Origin of the sequence: Paraburkholderia sp. BL6669N2 (genome assembly GCF_003387275.1) — a bacterium.
GTDB lineage: Bacteria > Pseudomonadota > Gammaproteobacteria > Burkholderiales > Burkholderiaceae > Paraburkholderia.
This window is the reverse complement of the sequence record NZ_QUNA01000002.1, coordinates 1,740,822-1,757,372: the sequence shown is the minus strand read 5'-3', so window position 1 is coordinate 1,757,372 and position 16,551 is coordinate 1,740,822. Positions and strand designations below refer to the sequence as shown.

The window sequence follows — 16,551 nt, the reverse complement described above, 5'->3', positions numbered from 1 at the left end:
CCGGAAGGGAGGCGCGCTTCAGGCGAGCGATACGCGTTGCGTATCGGCTGGCCGAAGCTTGCCGGGCAGCATCACGCGACTCAGTGCTTCAGCGAAGAAGAAATCGCCGAACATCGTCGCACCATCGACGCCTTCATTGTGCGGCTTCGAATAACAGGAATTCTTCAGGAGTCCGCGCTGTGCGGGTTCGTAGGCAAACTCGTCACGACATAGCGCTTCGAGCATCGCGACTCCGTGTTCGCGCCAGCGAGCCGCCTCAGCAGGGTCGGGATGCAGACGACCCATCTCGATCAGCGCTGACGCCATCACCGCTGCTGCGGCGGTGTCCCTGATTTGCGCGTCGGCGCCAGCGGCGTCGAAATCCCACGGTGGCACCGGACGGCCATCGAGCCGGCGCAGATAGTACGCCGCCAGACGCTCTGCAAGATCCAGCCAGTGACGCTTGCCGGTTTCACGCGCGGTGTTCACGTAGCCATAGACGGCCCACGCCTGGCCGCGGCTCCACGCCGATTCGTCGAATGCGCCTTGAAACGTGTAGCCGCGCTGGCGCACACCCGTTGTCACGTCGTACTCGACCGCGTGATAAGTCGAATCATCGGGGCGGATAAACGCGTTGGCGGTCATGAGGGCGTGTGCTTCGGCGGCGAGGCGATAACTGCCGTCCCCGGAATGGTTCGCCGCCCAATAAAGCAACGACAGGTTAGCCATGGTGTCGATAGCCGAGGCGCTGCGTCCGCGTGGATCGTCGAGCGGGCCCCAGGAAGCGAGATAGGCGCCACTGTGCGTGGTGACAAGACGGGCGCGTAGTTTGTCCGCGGCTTCCATTGCTATTTGCGCGTACCACGGGTCGCGGGTGATTTCATAACCGGGGACGGCACTGCTGTCGAAGATAAAGCCGATGTCGTGCGTGTTGGGGTCCTGCGCGCGCTGCGCGACGAGACGCATGCGCTCGCGGGCCCACGAGAGGTATTTGTCCTTGCCGGTGTGCAAATACGACGCCAGCAAAAGTCCGACCCAGAACCCGCAAAACCAGTTTCCGTGGCTCCACGCCGAACCGCTGTAGCCTGCCGACAGCGACGCCGGAAGCAGTACCCACTTTCCATCGGGCGCCGTGATCTGAGGGAATTCGACACCGAGCGTCGGCTCGTCCTCTGCAACTTTGGCCGCCATGCGATCGAGGATATTGGTGAAGAGGGCGGACCGCTCAGAGGACAACTCTTGATCCTGGTACGAAGCATTCACGCGTTTGTCTCCTGATTACTTTCACGTTTCCCGAGTGACGGGGACACGCAAATTCTAGGAGCGCGGCGGTTCTGGCAGTTAGGACGAAGTGCGGCTTATATTGGACTTTCCTGCACGCACCCCGGACGCCTGTCGTGCCACTGCTTCAAATGCTCAGTTTCTCCAGGCTGCGGCGGAAATCGATTGGCGAGCGGCCCGTGTGCTTGCGGAAACATCGGCTGAAGTAGGCCGGGTCGTCGAAGGCGAGCTGTGTTGCGATCTCCGCTACATTGACCTCCGAATGCAGCAACAGACGCTTCGCCTCCAGCATCACGCGTTCGCGAATCAGCTTGGCCGCTGTACTGCCGAGCGCCTGACGCGTTGCATCGTTCAGCGCGCGTTCTGTGACGTTCAGCAGGCATGCGTAGTGAGCGACGTCGTGGACCGTGGCGAAATTTTTTTCCAGCAGGCTTTTGAAGCGTCGCGACAGCAGCACGCTACGCGACGAATTGACGTCGGTGACGGCGTCGCCGCCCAGGCGCGCGGACTTGATTAGCAGAACGCGCAGGTATGACCAGATCACGTCCTCGTAACCTGCCTCTTCGCCCTGATATTCCGCATTGATTCCATCCAGCACACGATGAAGGTCCTGAGCTTGTGTGTCGCTCATATACACCGTGTTCGGAATTCGCTCGAAATCGTAGACGGGAATCTCGGTCTGCGAATGGCGGTTCTGCACCTTGAACGCGAAAAATTCGGACGAGAAACTGATCGCGTGCCCGACGGCGTCGTCGGACAAGGCGAAATCATGGATCTGGCCGGGGGCCATGAAAAACAGCGTATTGGGCCGCACCTCGTAGCGAATCGAGTCGATGATGTGGTGACCGCTGCCCGCCACGACCCAGACGATGTGATAAAACTCGTGTCGATGCGGATACGGCAACGTCGATTTCATATCTTCGAGGGGCGCGAGATGAAAATCGATCGACTTGATTCGCGACCCGTACTCATAGTGCGCGATCTTGAAGACCGGCAACTGGCAACCACAACCGCTAAGCATTTGATTTGTCTCCTGCATCCAGCTCACTTATCTGGCTCGCCTAGCCGGTTCACTCCCTGGCTAAATCAAGCGTGCTGTTTCTCCTTCGCCGGTTCGGCATCGAACGTAGTGTACTTGTAATTAGCAAAGCGGCGTGACGGCTGTTGTCGAAAACCCGCACCGGTCGACCTCGCGTGCGGATTGTCAGCTCATCTGTCACTCATTCGAAACGCAATTCCTTTAGCGCCGACAGTCCGCTCAGCACGGGTTTGCCGTCCTGATTGCGGACCATCGTGTCCATCACGAGGATGCGCTTGGCGGGCTTCTTCTCGACTACCGTCACATGGATTCTGATCGTATCGTCGATGAAGACGGGTCCGAGAAAGCGCAACTCCTGCCCGACGTAGACAAAGCCGGGACCGGTCAAACCGGTATGTGTCGTCGACACCAATGCGGCAGTTAGCAGGCCGTGCGCCACGCGCTGGCCGAACGGCGAGCGTGCCGCGAAGGCCTGATCCATATGCAAGGGATTCAGGTCCCCCGACAGATGGCCGAAAGCATTCACGTCACTTTCCGCGATGGTGTGCACGAGTGTCTGACAGCGGCCAATCTGGATGTCGTCAAAGCGCAGCATCTCGTGGTGCTGAGTCGGGAGAATGTTCATACGGTTCTACGCCCGGTCAGCGCCGCGCCGGCTTCGACCAGCGTATCGATTTCTTCCGGCGCGTAGCCCAGTTCGGCGAGCACCTCGCGGGTGTGTTCGCCTTGCCGGGGCGGCTGACGGACGAGCGGCGGTGCCGCGCCGTCGTACCGGACCGGATGCGCGAGCAAACGGATCGGCCCGGCCTGCGGATGGTCGACCTCCATGATGATGCGGTTGTGCGCCACTTGCGGGTCGGCCTCGACCTGATCGTAGTCGTTCACGGGTGCGTACCAGATGTCGTGCTCGTCCAAGGTCGTCATCCAGTCGGCCGTCGTACGCGTCGTCAGCGCGTCGTACACGATGCGGTTCAATTCGTCGCGGCGGCGCACATTGTCCTTCGGGTGTGAAAACCCGGCGAGCATGGGTTCAGACAAGGCCGCCGCGAGCTTCTCAGTGGGCGTCAGCGAAATCGCGATCCAGCCGTCGAGAGTCCGGTAAATCCCGTAGGGTGCGGGATGGAACCGGCTGCCGGTCGGCGGGTTTGTGCGTGGCCAGAGTGGCCCCTTGTTCAGGTAGTAGGTGAACGGCTCGATCTGAAGATCGAGTGCCGCATTGAGCAGATTGCTTTCGACCAGCGTGCCTTTGCCGGTGCGTTCCCGCGCCTGCAGGGCCGCGACCACGCCGAAGGCCGCCAATGCCGCCGCATGCTGGTCGACGATCGCGGATCCGACGGGCGTGGGCGGGGAATCGGCTTCGCCGGAGAGCATCGTCATGCCGCTTATGGCCTGCAACAGCAGGTCCTGCCCCGGCCGCTTGAGATATGGCCCCGATGGCCCGTAGCCGGTGCACGAACAGTACACGAGCCGCGGATTGATCTCGCGTACATCGTCGTAACCGAAGCCCATGCGCTGCAGGACGCCTGGGCGGTAGTTTTCGATCAGAACATCGGCTTCCTTGATTAGCCGCCAGACGATCTCTCTCGCGCGCTCGTCGCGCAGATCCAGCGAAATGCTGCGCTGGTTGCGATTGCCGAGCAGGAAGAACATGCTCACCCCTTCGACATACGCATCGAAGCCGGTCCAACTGCGCTCGAACGCGCCGCCCGGCGGTTCGATCTTGATCACGTCCGCGCCGACGTCGGCCAACATCTGCACGGCAGCGGGGCCCTGCAAGAAGTGAGTAAAACTTAGCACCTTGATGCCTTCCAGCATGACTTGTCTCCTGAGCGCGTGTCCGTATCTGTTTGACTGAGGGCTCAGGCAAGCAGGTTTCGCGAAATGATCATTCTTTGAATCTCCGAGGTGCCCTCGACGATCTCCAATACCTTGGCGTCGCCGAATGCGCGCGACACCGGGTACTCGCTCATCACGCCGTACCCGCCATGTATCTGCAGCGCCTGATGAGCCGCCTCCATCGCGCGCTCGGTGGCGAAGAGCTTGGCCATCGACGCCTGCTGATTGAAGCGGACGCCCGCATCTTTCAGAGCGGCGGCATCGTAGAGCATCAACCGCGCGGCGTGCGCGTGGGCCGCCATGTCAGCGATCTTGAACTGCAGCGCCTGGAACTCCGCGATCGGCTTGCCGAATGCGCGCCGCTCCTTCATGTACGCGATCGACCGATCCAATGAACCCTGCAGAATGCCTAGCGCGAGCGCGCCGATCAGGATTCGGCCCGTGCTGATCTGGGCGAGCGTCTGTCGCAAGCCCGCGCCGCGTTCGCCGAGGAGGTTGGCGGCCGGGATCGCACAGCGCTCGAAGTACAACTCGTAGGTGCTCGATGCGCGCCAGCCGATCTTGCGCAGCTTGCGCCCGTAGCCGAAACCGGGGGTGCCGTTGGGCACGATGAAGTTGGAAATTTCCTTGCGGCCGTCAGGGCGCGTGCCCGTTACCGCGGCGATGACGACCGGTCCCGTCACTTCCGTGCCAGAGTTGCTGATGAAGGTCTTTGATCCATTGATGATCCATCGGTCGCCTTCCAGCGTCGCACGCGTCGCGATGTTGGCCGCGTCGGAGCCCGCGTTGGGCTCCGATAATCCGATCGCGCCGACCTTGCGGCCGTCGAGAATAGGGCGCAAATAGCGGTCCTTTTGCTCATCGGTGCCATAGTTGGATAGCAGGCTCGCGACCGTCGAATTGGCCATGAGCGAGTTGGCGATTGCGCAATCTACGCGTGCGAGTTCTTCCAGCACGATCACATAGGAAAGCCATTCGCCACCGCCGCCACCCCAAGTCTCCGGATAGGGCAGGCCGGCGAAGCCGAGCTTGCCAGCACGCGTCCAGATTTCGTAGGGAAAGGCTTCCGCCTCCCAAAGCTCTTCCGAGACAGGAGCGATTTCGTTTTCAGCGAAACGGCGCACGGCGTCACGTATCGCGGTGTGTTGTTCGTTTAACCAATGCGGCATGTTCGACTCTTTGAAAAGCGGGGAGAGGAGTTAAAGGCAGGCGCTGTGTTACAGCACCTTCAGATAGGTATCGCCAGATGCGACCACCGTGCCGTCCTGGCGCGTGACCTCTGCTTTGAACACGCACAGGTTGCGATCGTCGTTCTTCTCGCGCAGCGTGAGCCGGGCAGTGACCGTGTCACCGATGAATACCGGCGCGTTGAACGTGATGTCGTAGCGGTAAGAAACCGCCCCGGGGTTCGGCGCCTTTTGCGCCATATAGCCCATCACAGTCGACAGGAAGCCGACCGAGAGACATCCTTGCGCGATGCGCTTCTCGAAGCGCGTGGTTTTGGCGAATTCCTCATTCAAATGCACGGCATAGAAATCGCCGACGATTCCGGCGAAGCCGTAGATGTCGAATTCAGTTACGGTCTTGGCGAAATCGGCAGTGTCGCCGACCGCGTAACAATCCATGTGCGGGCGTTTGGCCATGGTGGTTCTGAAAGTGAGAGTCAGTTGAGGAGCCGGCCTGTTCCGTGTCGATGGGCGCCGGCGGGCGTGACTCAAATTTAATCAGTGCGAGTTGCCGACCGTTAGGACGGTTTGGGCGAATGCTTGGACTTTTTCGACTGCACGTACGCAGTGATTTCAGTCTTCGCCGATCCGCAAGGAGCCCGCGGATAGCCGCCGGTCTGCCACGCATCAATATCGCCAAGGGTTTTCACCGTGTGCGCCGGATAAATCGCCAGACAGTGCGGGAGAGGCTTGTCATCGAACAGGCCGTAAAAAAGTACAAGAAATCGGGCGACCGGTCCTAACGCCCGTTGCGTGCACTCGCGAATACTTGAAGCGCCTGCAGACGGATCGACCGGATGCAGCGCGGAAATTACATTCCAGTATGGAAGGAGACGAAATGAAATCATTCTTTAGCGCGCGCCGCGCAGGACGCGCCGTGATGGTGGGTACGCTGCTCGCAGCAGGCGTCGTTGCCGCAAGCGTTGCCCGTGCCGGCGAGCCGATCGTCATGAAGCTGGGCCACACCCTCGCTCCGGACAACCACTATCAGCTGACTGCCCAGGTGTTCGCGAAGGAGGTCGCGCAGCGAACCCACGGCAAGGTCAAGATCGAGATCTTTCCGCAGTCACAGCTCGGCGGCGAAGTGCAGATGGCGCAGGCGCTGCGCACCGGCACCCAGGAGCTCATGATTTCCGCACAGGCGCCGATCGGAAACACGATCAAGCAGTGGCAGATTTTCGACACGCCTTACCTCTTTAGCAGCATCGACGACGCCAACCGCGTTCTGCAAGGACCGGTCGGCCGCAAGTTCCTCGACATGATGCCGGCGGTCAACATGATCGGCCTGACGTGGCTGTCGGTGGGCGAACGCAATCTGTTCACCGCGAAAAAGCCGGTCGGCTCGCTTGGAGACATGAAGGATATGAAAGTGCGAGTGATGCAGAGTCGCGGCTATATCGCGGGCTATAAAGCACTGGGCGCAAACCCGACACCGCTGCCTTATAACCAGGTATTTCTGGCGCTTTCGCAAGGCCTGGTCGACGGCGGCGATACCTCCCCGGAGCAGTTCATCCAGGACAAATTTTCGGACGTCGCCAAGCATTACTACCTGACCCACGTGAACTACCTGCCCGTGGTGCTGGCAATGAGCAAGAGCGCCTGGACGCGTCTTTCACCGGACGAACAGAAGGCGTTTCAGGCAGCTGCCGGCGTCGCCGCGGACTACGACGTGAAGGAATACAAGCACGAGTACGACGACGCGCTCGCCACGATGAAGAAGAACGGCACCCAGGTGAGCGGGATCGACACGGCGCCGTGGGCCGCCGCGACCGAAAGGGCGCGCCAGAGCCTGCTCAGCAACATTCCCGATGGCCAGGCGCTTTATCAGGAAATCAAGGCGGTCGACAAGTCTGCTGTCGCTTCGAAATGAAGGGAGAGTGCGATGGAAAAGCTTGCCCGTAATCTCCTCTTTATCGACGACCTGGTCCTGAAGATCACGCTATTCCTCTGCGGCGGACTACTTCTCATGATGGTGCTCGTCGCAGGCCTTGGGGTGGTCTTTCGCTTCATCCTGCACAACTCGCTGTCGTGGTCCGACGAGCTCGCGGCTTATCTGTTCGTGTGGCTCACGTGCCTCGGCGCGGCGGCGGGAGCCAAGCTGCGGGTTCATCCGGAGGTGCGGGTGCTGGCCGACCGTTGTCCGCCCGCTTTCGCGCAGACACTGGCGGACTTGACCGACTGTGTCGTCCTCGGGCTCGGCGTGGTGTTCGTTATGTACGGTGGCGACATGCTGGATCTGATGGGCACCGAAACCGCGACCTCTCTGCCGATCTCGATGGTGTACCCGTACCTTTCGATTCCCGTCTGCGGCGCGTTGCTGGTCTTTCATTCCGCGGTGCGAATCGCGGTTTCCCATCTCGCGCCCGGCGCGCAAACGAGGCCGTCTCTGTTGCAGGGCGTCTCCGAACATATCTGAGGTGAATCAACATGTGGGCACTCGCTCTGGGCGCCGGGTTTCTCGGCTTGGGTGTGCCGGTGGCTATTTGCATCGGCATTGCGGCGACGATTGCATTGACGCTGAACGGAACCCCGCTGCTGGTGATTCCGCAGCAGCTGTTTTCGAACCTGAATAACGTCGGCCTGCTGGCCATCCCGTTCTTCATGTTGACAGGCGCAATCATGGATGCGGGCGGCGTCTCGCGCCGGATCATCGACTTTTCGCAGGCGCTCGTCGGGTTTATGCGCGGCGGCATCGGGCAGGTGACGATCGTTGCGAGCATGTTCTTCGCCGACCTCTCCGGTTCGGCGACGGCGGATACCGCAGCGATCGGCTCGGTCATGATCCCCGGGATGGTGAAGCAGGGGTATTCGCGCGCGTTCGCGGTCGCGCTGCAGTCAGCAGCGGGCTCACTCGGACTGCTGTCGCCCGTGTCGATGAGCATGCTCGTGTACGCCTACACCGCCAACGTTTCGGTCGGAACGATGTTCGTCGCGGGGATAGTACCGATGCTGCTGGTGGTCGTTTCCTTCATGCTCGTGAACTACGTGACTGCCGTGCGCCAGAACTATACGGCGGTCGAGGCGTTCTCCGCGAGGCGGCTGTGGACCACCTTCAGACAGGCGATCTGGGCATTGCTGACGCCCGTGATCATTCTGGGCGGCATCCTCGGCGGCGTCTTCACACCGGTTGAAGCAGGCGTCGTCGCGGCGCTCTATGTGACGCTGGTGAGCGCTTTCATCTTCAGGTCGCTCAAGCTGTCGCACTTCAGGGAAATACTCACGCGCACGGCTATCAATACCACGCGGGTATCGTTTCTTCTCGGACTCGCGTTCGTGCTCGGCCGCTATCTGATCGAGGCGCAAATTCCGTTGCACGTCGCCAACAACTTCCTGGCCGTGACGACCAGCGCGTTTGTGTTGCTCATCCTGATCAATCTCTTCCTTCTGGCAGCCCATACGGTACTGGAAACCATTTCGAGTATCGCCGTGGTGATTCCTGTGTTTCTACCGCTCGTCGTGCAGATGCATATCGACCCCGTCGTGTTCGGCGTCATCGTACTGGTCAACTCGGCCATCGGCATCAACCTGCCACCGATCGGTTTTTGCCTCTTTACGGCTGCGTCGATCGGCGGTGTGTCCGTCGAAAAAGCGACTCGGGCGATCCTGCCGTTCATCTTCGCGCTGGCGGTCGACCTGCTGCTGATCATTGTCTTCCCGCATATCCCGCGCTTTTTGCCCAACCTGCTGGCAATCAAATAACACGAGGCCGATGGGCCGCCGGCTGCACGCCTTTGGCCCAGGCTCCACGACCCCGTAAGCGGCGACTGTTCGCGCGCGCATAGCGACCGAATTACCGAGAGGCTCATCATGAACACGGCTCACATCGAGCGAAGCGGCGCGTCGCCGGTCCTGCAGGCCGCATGCGAGGACCTGCAGTACCTCAAGCTGGAACAACCAGTTGAGTTCGTCTGGTTGATCACGTTGAATCATCACGAGAAGCGCAATGCGCTGTGTGTGGCGCTGCTGCAGGAACTGGCGCGCGTGCTCTGGGCAGCCGAGGTCAGCGACGACGTCAGGGCTGTCGTGCTTACCGGCGGCGAGTGTTTCTTCAGCGCGGGGGCGGATATTGCCGACATGGCGGCGCGCGGGGTCGCAGCGTATGCGGACCCGGTGCGCCTCGCGAGCTGGAAGGCGATTGAAACCTTTCCGAAGCCGCTGATCGCCGCGGTCAACGGCTTCGCGATCGGTGGTGGCCACGAGCTGGTGATGCTGGCCGATATCGTCGTCGCGGCGGATGACGCGACCTTCTCGCAACGAGAGATCGTCATTGGCGCCCTCCCGGGCGATGGCGCCACCCAGCGCTTGCCGCGGGTGCTAGGCAAGACACTGGCGATGAAACTCGTGCTTACCGGCGAGCCGCTGACGGCAGCCGAGGCCGAGCGCCACGGACTGGTGACCGAGGTCGTACCGCCGGTACGCAGCGTCGCGCGCGCGGTTGAGATCGCGTCGCTGATCGCCGCCCGCGCGCCGCTCGCCGTCCGGCTGGCCAAGCGCGCCGTGCTCGATTCGTTCGAGACCAACCTTCAACAAGGCTTGCAGTGCGAGCATCTGGCAAATCTTGAAGTGTTCAAGACCGAGGATCGCGCCGAAGGCCACCGTGCATTCGTCGAGAAGCGGCCGCCGCGTTTCAAGGGGCGCTGACCACTGGCGCGTCGCGCATGCGCGTCTCGACGGATTCTGCCGGTATTGTGGCCTGCGCTAAACGATTGGTTGAGACATACTCCGTAGAGTTTGCCGTTCCTTGCCGACTCATGGGATTCAACATCACCGGTACCAGCGCTGCGATCACGAGGGGACACCATGAACAAGTTCAGCAATATGGTGATCGCGACGGTCGTCTCGTTGGGCGCAATCGGTTGCTCTGTGCCATCGTGGGCGCAGCAGCCACTCAAGGTCGCAGGTCAGGACGTGCAGCCCTGGGTCTTCCACGACAAGAACTCGGACTCGCTCTCCGGGGTCTTCGTCGATCTGATAAACGCCATCGCCAAAGATGCAGGCCTGCCGGTTCAGTATCAGCTCATGATATTCGGCGACCTGATCCCTGCGCTGGCCAGTGGCAAGATCGACGTGATCGCCACCAATATGGCGATTACGCCCGCACGCGCTCAGCAAGTCGATTTCAGCGACCCGGTTTACAACGCGCCAACAGAAGTCGTTGTCGTCCCGGCGAACGACACGACGGCCTATCAAGGTCTGGCAGACCTCAAAAATTTCCCGGTGGGCGCACAGAAGGGCAGCATTCAACTAGCGCTCCTGCAACGGATTGGCGGTTTCTCTGAAATCAGGATCTATGACACGCTGGAAGACGCGTGGTCGGCCGTCGTTTCAGGCCAGATCAAGGCAGCGGTGACTTCTGGCCCTGACACGATATACGCCTCTAAACACGGCCGACTTACGAATCTGCGAATTGTGAGCTCCTACCAGTCGCAGTCGCCAAAACCTCGGATCGGCATTGCGGTGCGAAAGGGAAATAGCGAACTGCTTGAAAGAATAAATCGATCGCTGGCGAAGCTCGAGGCAGACGGCACGGTCAAAGCGATCTTCGTCAAAAATGGCGTCGACGATTGGGCGCCGCCGAAATAGGCCCGTTGCAAAGGATCGGGCTGCACGGGATCGCCGGTTAGGCTTCACTACACGCGCCAGATAAGCCGGTTAAGTATCAGACCGTGTGCGGCCAGTACCCGCCACGAAGTGTCATTCGCTCCGGCGTTCGCGATACGAAAAATCGCCGTCGGCGTCACCCCTTGATCGCGGCGATCGGAAGCGGTCGTCCACCAACGAGACTCGCAGAGATGGACACACCCGCTCAAAAGGAGGCGATGACATGACATGCACTGGCGGTGTGGTGAAGAAGCCCGATTTCGGCGATGAAAAGAACGCGACCAAGGATCGCTATGCCGAGGAGCCCGCCTGGACGACACGGTTTTCAAGTCGAAAGCGGCTGCGGCAGGCCATCTGGTTGCCGCTGTGGTTTGCCGTATGGATGGTCGCGGCCCTCTCTCACATGGAATCTGGCCAAGCGACCCCGGCCAGCGGATTCACTGGCACGACCCTGGCCCAAGGAACTTTCGCCGAATTTCAAGTCATGAACCGCCTCACACAGGACCAGCTTCAGCGGTTTGCTCCTGGGTTTCCTGGAGATACGTGGTCTTCATTCGAAAAGACCGAGGGGCCGTCAGACGTGTACATACAGACCAACACCTGGGCGCCGGGTGGAACCACTGGCTGGCATCGGCACCCCGGACATAGCCTGATAGTCATCACGTCGGGACAGTTAACCGAGTACCACGCAAACTGTACGCCGCAAGTGTACGGGCCGGGCACAGCCAATGGCACGACATTGGTGGACGGCGGCAATGACGAACACCTCATTCGGAACGAAGGTTCCGTTGCGGCGACAGGCCTTGCGGTCCAGATTGTCGCCAAAGGTGCTCAGCGTCGGATCGACGAACCGTCACCGAAGGCCTGCTCGTCGATCTTCTGATACCGTGTCCAGTACGCCGCCAGACGAATCACGGGAGAAGGCTCGAAAGAGCCATCGAACGTTACCGGTAATGCGATAAGGCGGTCCCAAAGATCGGAGCAAGACATGGCTCGGCTACTGTCAGTGAATGTTGGCCTTCCACGTGATATCGAATGGAAGGGCCGTACGGTTCATACGAGCATATGGAAGGAGCCGCTCACGAGCCGTTGCTGGGCGGCTCGTTTGAATCTGGTCGGAGACGGGCAGGGCGATCTCGCCGGGCACGGGGGTGAGCATCGAGCCGTATTCGTCTACCAGACCGAATCGGCACATTTCTGGAAGGAGCAGTTGAAGTGGCCTGACGTTGTCTATGGCCAGTTCTGTGAGAACTTCACGGTTGAAGGAATGCCCGATAGCGATGTATGCATCGGCGACCGGTATCGAATTGGTAGTGCACTGTTTGAGGTGACGCAACCTCGGGTGACCTGCTACCGCGTGGGTATTCGCGTTAATGAGCCACGTATGGCAGCTTTGCTTACGTCGAGCGGGCGGCCGGGATTTTACCTTCGCGTTCTGAAGGAAGGCGAGGTTGGGGCAGACGACGAGATAGTGAAGGTGGACGAAGCCGGCGAGCGCATGACGGTCACGGAGATCAATGCGCTCCTGTATTCCCCGCATCATCCTCGTGACCGCCTTGAGCGGGCGCTGCGGATCGACGCGCTTTCATCGGGGTGGAAGCGGTCGTTCGAGGCATTGTTGAGCAACTCCGTTACCGGCAAGACGGGAGGCAACGCCGGGCTCGCGCCTGCCTCGGCCGCTTATCCCACCACACCGGGATTCCATTCACTCACAGTCGTGTCGGTTGTGGTCGAGTCCGCCGACGTCGTTTCGTATTCCCTGCAGCGAGCGGACCGCCAGCCGTTACCGATGGCAAAGCCAGGCCAGTATGTTGTATTGCGTCTTCCGCAGGACGGTGGGAGACCGCCGCTTTATCGCAGCTATTCGATTTCCAATGGTCCGTCAACGCTGGAATACCGGATCAGTGTGAAATTCGAAGAGGGGGGAGCAGCCGCCACCTATCTCCGTGATCGCGTGCGCGTCGGGGACGTAATCGATGTCAGCGCTCCTCGTGGGAGTTTCGTGCTATTGCAGAGCCCGAGTCCCGTGGTCCTTCTAAGCGCGGGTATCGGCGCGACCCCCGTTCTCGCCATGCTGAATACGCTGTCGTCGCAACGCTCGACGCGGCAGGTTTGGTGGTTGCACGCGGCTCGTGATGGACAGCATCATCCCTTCGATGCTGAAGCGGGGCGTCTCGCGGACGCGCTTGCGCATTGCCGTCGGTATATCTGCTTCAGCCAGCCCGACGCCACGCGTGACCGGCAAGGAGTCGAGTACACGGAGACGGGTCATTTTTCCGAAGCCAGGTTAGCGGGCGCAGGTATTCCGACGCAGGCCGATGTTTATCTTTGCGGACCGTCCCGCTTCATGGTCGATATGAAGGCGGCGCTGACGAATCTCGGGTTTGCAAAGAGGCAAATACACACCGAAATCTTCAATGGCCTGGAGTCGATGACTCCGGGGATCGTCGGCGATGCGATTCGTGCGCCTCATCTGCCTGAAAACCATGGCGCCACCGGTCCGATCGTGTCCTTTGCACGCAGCGGGATCGATGTGCACTGGGACGGTGTGGCCTACCAGAGCATCCTGGAGCTGGCCGAGGCGTGCGATGTTCCCGTTCGTTGGGCGTGCCGGACGGGTGTCTGCCACAACTGCGAAAGCGGATTGGTCTCGGGCTCCATAGCGTACAGTCCCGAGCCGCTAGACAAGCCCGCAGATGGCAACCTGCTCATCTGCTGCTCGCAACCCGTTGGTGATACGGTCATCGACCTTTGAGCGGACTCTCAGTAGATAAAGTAACCGAAGCGAATTCAAAGAGGCCCCTCGTTGGCGGGGCCTTGAGCTGCGAAATCACTATGCTTCTGTTAGTACTGGACAGTAACCCCACTGCCAGTAAAGCTGTGCTGGGTAGGAGCGTCGTTTGCAAAGTCGGAAACCGCCTGGATGATGTTCACGACCTGCTGCGGCAACCTGCCGCCGCAGACGGCGGTCATTGCAGTACGATCCATCTCAACGGCTGCGGGGAGGTCTTTGATTACCAGTGTGTTCATGTCGATTCTCCGAGGGTGAATTGGTCAGTCAGGAATGTCAGAGCTTGTGTTGAGGGTGTCGTCACTCCTCGGTGAGGATCAAGGCAAAGTCCATGCCAAACGGTGACGCCGCCGAAAGCGACCGCGCAACTAGTTGAAAATATTGGATTTTTAAGGGCGGTCAGTGCAGTTGATAAACAGACATGCGCACTGCGGCCGGTGGGTCGAATCCAACTGTCCGGCTCGCGCTGTGGGTTGGATCGCGACACATGCGGTCCGCCTACGTACCCTGTGTTTGTACGATCTCATGGTCGCCAAGCTGCGGTGGCCTACCATGGCGAATCCGCGCTCGGGTTTTTTCGTACCGGACCTTTTGATATCACTTTGCAGAATAGGCGCTGACTCGCCATCGTCGACGCCGTTTTATTTCCCGCCTAATTGGTCCGCATGGACGCAGGACAGTCGGCGCCAGCGGCACCAGTATTCTTTAGCGTAAGCACAAGCCTGCTTCCTTTGGCTGCCGTGATGATCTGTCCATAGCTGACGGTCGGGATGAACTGAATGTCCGGCGCAACTGCCACCGGCGGATTCTTTGTTCCGTCCACGGTCAGATCGAGTTCCACTGTGATCGAGTCGATAGCGAAGCCAAAGTCCTGCTTCCGTGCCGCCATATCCTTCCTGGCACTGCAAAGGCCTTCCAGAACCTGATGCAAAGCGGTCGGAATATCGACTGACTTACCGGGTGGAATCGGCGGCGTGTTACAGCCGACGAGCAGAAATGGCAAGAGAGACAGGGGAAGATAGAAGTGGGCGCGCATCAAGATCCTCTCGTGGGCCGCATCAATCGCCACTATTCACCTGTCTTGCGCCCGGTACTGTTCGCTGCCGTACGGACGCGGGTCGTCGCGGCGGGACGCCGACGATCACGACTTCGTATTCCATCGACTCGCACGACAGGCGCTTACTGACCGAACGTCTTCTCAACCACGATCTGATTCTTGACCGATGTCACACCAGGGACCGCTTTCGCCACGGCGGCCGCTGTGTCGATCTGAGACGCGGCCGGCACGGTTCCGTAAAGTGTTACTGCGCCGCTTTTCGCTTTCACGCTGATGTTTGCGGCGTCGATGCTCTTCTCCCTGGCGATCGCCGTACGAACCTGCTTGGCCAGTTCGCGATTCGCTCGTTTAGCGGCTTTGGCATCGACTCCAGCCGATGCCGCTTTTGCAGATCCGGTTGAAGCCGCGGCTGTCTGGCCGGGCTGAGCCCACGTGGTGATAGACGTCAGCGCGATCATTCCGCTAACGGCCAAATTGAGTGCTGTTGCTTTTCTCATCGATTTATCTCCAGGTTTATTGGTTAAGTGTGACAGTTCGTTTTTCTGCAATATCGGATCGACTGGAGCATGAAATGAGGTTTCCTTATCTTGCATGTGCGCTGTCAGGCCCGCAGTTCATACAAGTCAAGTTTGCCCCTTGGCGGAGTTCGCAGCGGTTGCGTCGAATGCCATTGCGATGTCGTCCCAGTCCTCGTCTCGCAAATAGCGCCGCGCGATGGGTAGTACCACGCCTTCTTCCCGTCCGAGATACTCCCAGGTGAATTGCGCGTAAGCGCCTAGAGCCTGTTCGAGCCGCCCAGTCAGGATGCGCGGCGCCGAGTCGCGCCCGACGAGTTCGGATAGTTCGGCCAATTCGTCGAGCAGTTGTTTGTCGCGCTGATGCCGGCATTCGAGTTCATCTAGCTCCGCATCCGCAACGGAGGTGCGATCGCGCAGCCGTGGAAATAACCTGGCATCTTCCTTAAGACTATGCCGGCGTATCTGAAGATCACGCAGGCGTTTGACCGTTTCGCGCATCGATATCGGCTCGGGCTGCTGACCGGCCGCGCGTGCTGTGCGGACCATATCCAGCAGCGCGTGGACGGTGTCGGCGATGGCGCGGTGTTCGTCGAGGAGCCTGCCGATCGCGCGCGAGGTTGCCGGGCGACTGTCTGCAGCGAATATCAGGACTGCCACGTTGACCGTACCAGAGTCATCGGACGGTGCAGGCGCGACGTCGCCCGCATCAGTCAGCCGTTGAGTAGGGGCGATGCAAATGAGGTCGCATCCGCACTTGATCGCCGCCGAAACGATGCTGTCGAACGACGTTTCTTCACTGGCAGCAATGGACGAATACGGCACGCCTTGCGCGCGCGCTGCGGCCTCGGCCCGAGCCAGCAGTTCCAATGTGCGCTCCGTGAGGTTGCCTGCGCGCGAGGCCGGGCGGTGCAGCGTGGCAGCATGTCGGTACAAAATGGGCAGGAAGGTCACGCGCGCACCCATCGACTGCGCAAACGCGACTGCGTGACCGGTTGCTTCAATGCATGAACCCATATCTCCCACAGGGACGAGAAAGTGTCGGTACATGGTATCCCTCATGCTGCATTCAACGTTTGCAGTTCCTGCTGTCCAGTTTCGAATTCGCCGGCTGGTTTTGCATCCGAGGTCTGTTGGAACTTATCTTAGTCCGCGGCCGGTTCGCTCACCCCTCCCACGAAGGGAGGGGGCTTGGAGCGTGCGGGTGGTACGCTTGAGCCTTCCCC

At 60.2% G+C, this 16,551-nt stretch carries 18 protein-coding genes; 7 read left to right on the top strand and 11 right to left on the bottom strand.

Features of this window, described 5'->3' with window-relative positions:
* Positions 1-18: 18 nt before the first annotated feature.
* From B0G80_RS30365 to B0G80_RS45475, 7 genes are all read right to left on the bottom strand, one after another.
* Positions 19-1,242, bottom strand: a complete 1,224-nt coding sequence (locus B0G80_RS30365) for a glycoside hydrolase family 88 protein (RefSeq protein WP_116121636.1) — start codon at positions 1,240-1,242, stop codon at positions 19-21.
* A gap of 145 nt (positions 1,243-1,387) precedes the next feature.
* Positions 1,388-2,281 (bottom strand): helix-turn-helix domain-containing protein, encoded by an 894-nt coding sequence (locus tag B0G80_RS30360; protein ID WP_116121635.1) that lies wholly within the window; start codon positions 2,279-2,281, stop codon positions 1,388-1,390.
* Between the two features lie 199 nt (positions 2,282-2,480).
* Entirely contained in the window at positions 2,481-2,924 is a 444-nt protein-coding gene (locus B0G80_RS30355; RefSeq protein WP_116121634.1) for a MaoC family dehydratase, read from the bottom strand.
* Complete coding sequence (locus tag B0G80_RS30350) at positions 2,921-4,114, bottom strand: CaiB/BaiF CoA-transferase family protein (protein ID WP_116121633.1); 1,194 nt, start codon at positions 4,112-4,114, stop codon at positions 2,921-2,923. The genes B0G80_RS30355 and B0G80_RS30350 overlap by 4 nt, the downstream gene beginning before the upstream one ends.
* A 44-nt stretch (positions 4,115-4,158) precedes the next feature.
* Entirely contained in the window at positions 4,159-5,304 is a 1,146-nt protein-coding gene (locus tag B0G80_RS30345) for an acyl-CoA dehydrogenase family protein (protein ID WP_116121632.1), read from the bottom strand.
* Positions 5,305-5,352: 48 nt separating this feature from the next.
* On the bottom strand, positions 5,353-5,778 hold the full coding sequence (locus B0G80_RS30340; RefSeq protein ID WP_116121631.1) for a MaoC family dehydratase: 426 nt from the start codon (positions 5,776-5,778) through the stop codon (positions 5,353-5,355).
* A 101-nt stretch (positions 5,779-5,879) separates the two neighbouring features.
* On the bottom strand, positions 5,880-6,209 hold the full coding sequence (locus B0G80_RS45475; RefSeq protein WP_147309943.1) for a hypothetical protein: 330 nt from the start codon (positions 6,207-6,209) through the stop codon (positions 5,880-5,882).
* Between B0G80_RS45475 and B0G80_RS30335 the strand changes: the two genes are divergently transcribed.
* The 7 genes from B0G80_RS30335 (at position 6,200) to B0G80_RS30305 (ending at position 13,717) form a co-directional block, all read left to right on the top strand.
* Positions 6,200-7,231 carry a TRAP transporter substrate-binding protein gene (locus B0G80_RS30335; RefSeq protein WP_116121630.1) on the top strand — a complete coding sequence of 344 codons (1,032 nt, stop codon included), beginning with the start codon at positions 6,200-6,202 and terminating at the stop codon, positions 7,229-7,231. The two genes, B0G80_RS45475 and B0G80_RS30335, sit on opposite strands and share 10 nt — an antisense overlap.
* 12 nt (positions 7,232-7,243) lie before the next feature.
* A complete protein-coding gene (locus tag B0G80_RS30330) occupies positions 7,244-7,777 on the top strand; it encodes a TRAP transporter small permease (RefSeq protein ID WP_087648004.1) in 534 nt (177 codons plus the stop codon).
* A gap of 11 nt (positions 7,778-7,788) precedes the next feature.
* The gene (locus tag B0G80_RS30325; protein ID WP_116121629.1) at positions 7,789-9,060 is read left to right on the top strand and encodes a TRAP transporter large permease; all 1,272 of its coding nucleotides are present in this window, start codon (positions 7,789-7,791) and stop codon (positions 9,058-9,060) included.
* A gap of 108 nt (positions 9,061-9,168) precedes the next feature.
* Positions 9,169-10,002, top strand: coding sequence for an enoyl-CoA hydratase-related protein (locus B0G80_RS30320; RefSeq protein WP_116121628.1), 834 nt, complete (start codon positions 9,169-9,171; stop codon positions 10,000-10,002).
* A gap of 159 nt (positions 10,003-10,161) precedes the next feature.
* A complete protein-coding gene (locus B0G80_RS30315) occupies positions 10,162-10,944 on the top strand; it encodes an ABC transporter substrate-binding protein (protein ID WP_116121627.1) in 783 nt (260 codons plus the stop codon).
* A gap of 241 nt (positions 10,945-11,185) precedes the next feature.
* Positions 11,186-11,845 (top strand): cupin domain-containing protein, encoded by a 660-nt coding sequence (locus tag B0G80_RS30310; RefSeq protein WP_116121626.1) that lies wholly within the window; start codon positions 11,186-11,188, stop codon positions 11,843-11,845.
* 222 nt (positions 11,846-12,067) lie between these two features.
* Positions 12,068-13,717, top strand: a complete 1,650-nt coding sequence (locus tag B0G80_RS30305) for an MOSC and FAD-binding oxidoreductase domain-containing protein (protein ID WP_258879079.1) — start codon at positions 12,068-12,070, stop codon at positions 13,715-13,717.
* Between the two features lie 89 nt (positions 13,718-13,806).
* Here the strand turns inward: B0G80_RS30305 and B0G80_RS30300 are convergent, their stop codons facing one another.
* The 4 genes from B0G80_RS30300 to B0G80_RS30285 all read right to left on the bottom strand — a co-directional run bounded on the left by B0G80_RS30300 (position 13,807) and on the right by B0G80_RS30285 (position 16,375).
* Positions 13,807-13,992 (bottom strand): hypothetical protein, encoded by a 186-nt coding sequence (locus tag B0G80_RS30300; RefSeq protein WP_116121624.1) that lies wholly within the window; start codon positions 13,990-13,992, stop codon positions 13,807-13,809.
* Positions 13,993-14,405: 413 nt separating this feature from the next.
* Entirely contained in the window at positions 14,406-14,789 is a 384-nt protein-coding gene (locus tag B0G80_RS30295; protein WP_116121623.1) for a hypothetical protein, read from the bottom strand.
* 143 nt (positions 14,790-14,932) lie between these two features.
* Positions 14,933-15,403, bottom strand: a complete 471-nt coding sequence (locus B0G80_RS30290; RefSeq protein ID WP_258879078.1) for a BON domain-containing protein — start codon at positions 15,401-15,403, stop codon at positions 14,933-14,935.
* Positions 15,404-15,433: 30 nt separating this feature from the next.
* On the bottom strand, positions 15,434-16,375 hold the full coding sequence (locus tag B0G80_RS30285; protein ID WP_181920097.1) for a hemerythrin domain-containing protein: 942 nt from the start codon (positions 16,373-16,375) through the stop codon (positions 15,434-15,436).
* Positions 16,376-16,551: the final 176 nt, after the last annotated feature.

Excerpts from the sequence above, each read along its gene's own strand:
- B0G80_RS30285 (WP_181920097.1), bottom strand. The coding sequence starts at position 16,375 with ATGTACCGACACTTTCTCGTCCCTGTGGGAGATATGGGTTCATGCATT.
- B0G80_RS30320 (WP_116121628.1), top strand. The coding sequence starts at position 9,169 with ATGAACACGGCTCACATCGAGCGAAGCGGCGCGTCGCCGGTCCTGCAG.
- B0G80_RS30340 (WP_116121631.1), bottom strand. The coding sequence starts at position 5,778 with ATGGCCAAACGCCCGCACATGGATTGTTACGCGGTCGGCGACACTGCC.
- B0G80_RS30295 (WP_116121623.1), bottom strand. The coding sequence starts at position 14,789 with ATGCGCGCCCACTTCTATCTTCCCCTGTCTCTCTTGCCATTTCTGCTC.
- B0G80_RS30335 (WP_116121630.1), top strand. The coding sequence starts at position 6,200 with ATGAAATCATTCTTTAGCGCGCGCCGCGCAGGACGCGCCGTGATGGTG.
- B0G80_RS30310 (WP_116121626.1), top strand. The coding sequence starts at position 11,186 with ATGACATGCACTGGCGGTGTGGTGAAGAAGCCCGATTTCGGCGATGAA.
- B0G80_RS30330 (WP_087648004.1), top strand. The coding sequence starts at position 7,244 with ATGGAAAAGCTTGCCCGTAATCTCCTCTTTATCGACGACCTGGTCCTG.
- B0G80_RS30355 (WP_116121634.1), bottom strand. The coding sequence starts at position 2,924 with ATGAACATTCTCCCGACTCAGCACCACGAGATGCTGCGCTTTGACGAC.
- B0G80_RS30290 (WP_258879078.1), bottom strand. The coding sequence starts at position 15,403 with ATGCAAGATAAGGAAACCTCATTTCATGCTCCAGTCGATCCGATATTG.
- B0G80_RS30350 (WP_116121633.1), bottom strand. The coding sequence starts at position 4,114 with ATGCTGGAAGGCATCAAGGTGCTAAGTTTTACTCACTTCTTGCAGGGC.
- B0G80_RS45475 (WP_147309943.1), bottom strand. The coding sequence starts at position 6,209 with ATGATTTCATTTCGTCTCCTTCCATACTGGAATGTAATTTCCGCGCTG.
- B0G80_RS30300 (WP_116121624.1), bottom strand. The coding sequence starts at position 13,992 with ATGAACACACTGGTAATCAAAGACCTCCCCGCAGCCGTTGAGATGGAT.
- B0G80_RS30345 (WP_116121632.1), bottom strand. The coding sequence starts at position 5,304 with ATGCCGCATTGGTTAAACGAACAACACACCGCGATACGTGACGCCGTG.
- B0G80_RS30360 (WP_116121635.1), bottom strand. The coding sequence starts at position 2,281 with ATGCTTAGCGGTTGTGGTTGCCAGTTGCCGGTCTTCAAGATCGCGCAC.
- B0G80_RS30315 (WP_116121627.1), top strand. The coding sequence starts at position 10,162 with ATGAACAAGTTCAGCAATATGGTGATCGCGACGGTCGTCTCGTTGGGC.
- B0G80_RS30325 (WP_116121629.1), top strand. The coding sequence starts at position 7,789 with ATGTGGGCACTCGCTCTGGGCGCCGGGTTTCTCGGCTTGGGTGTGCCG.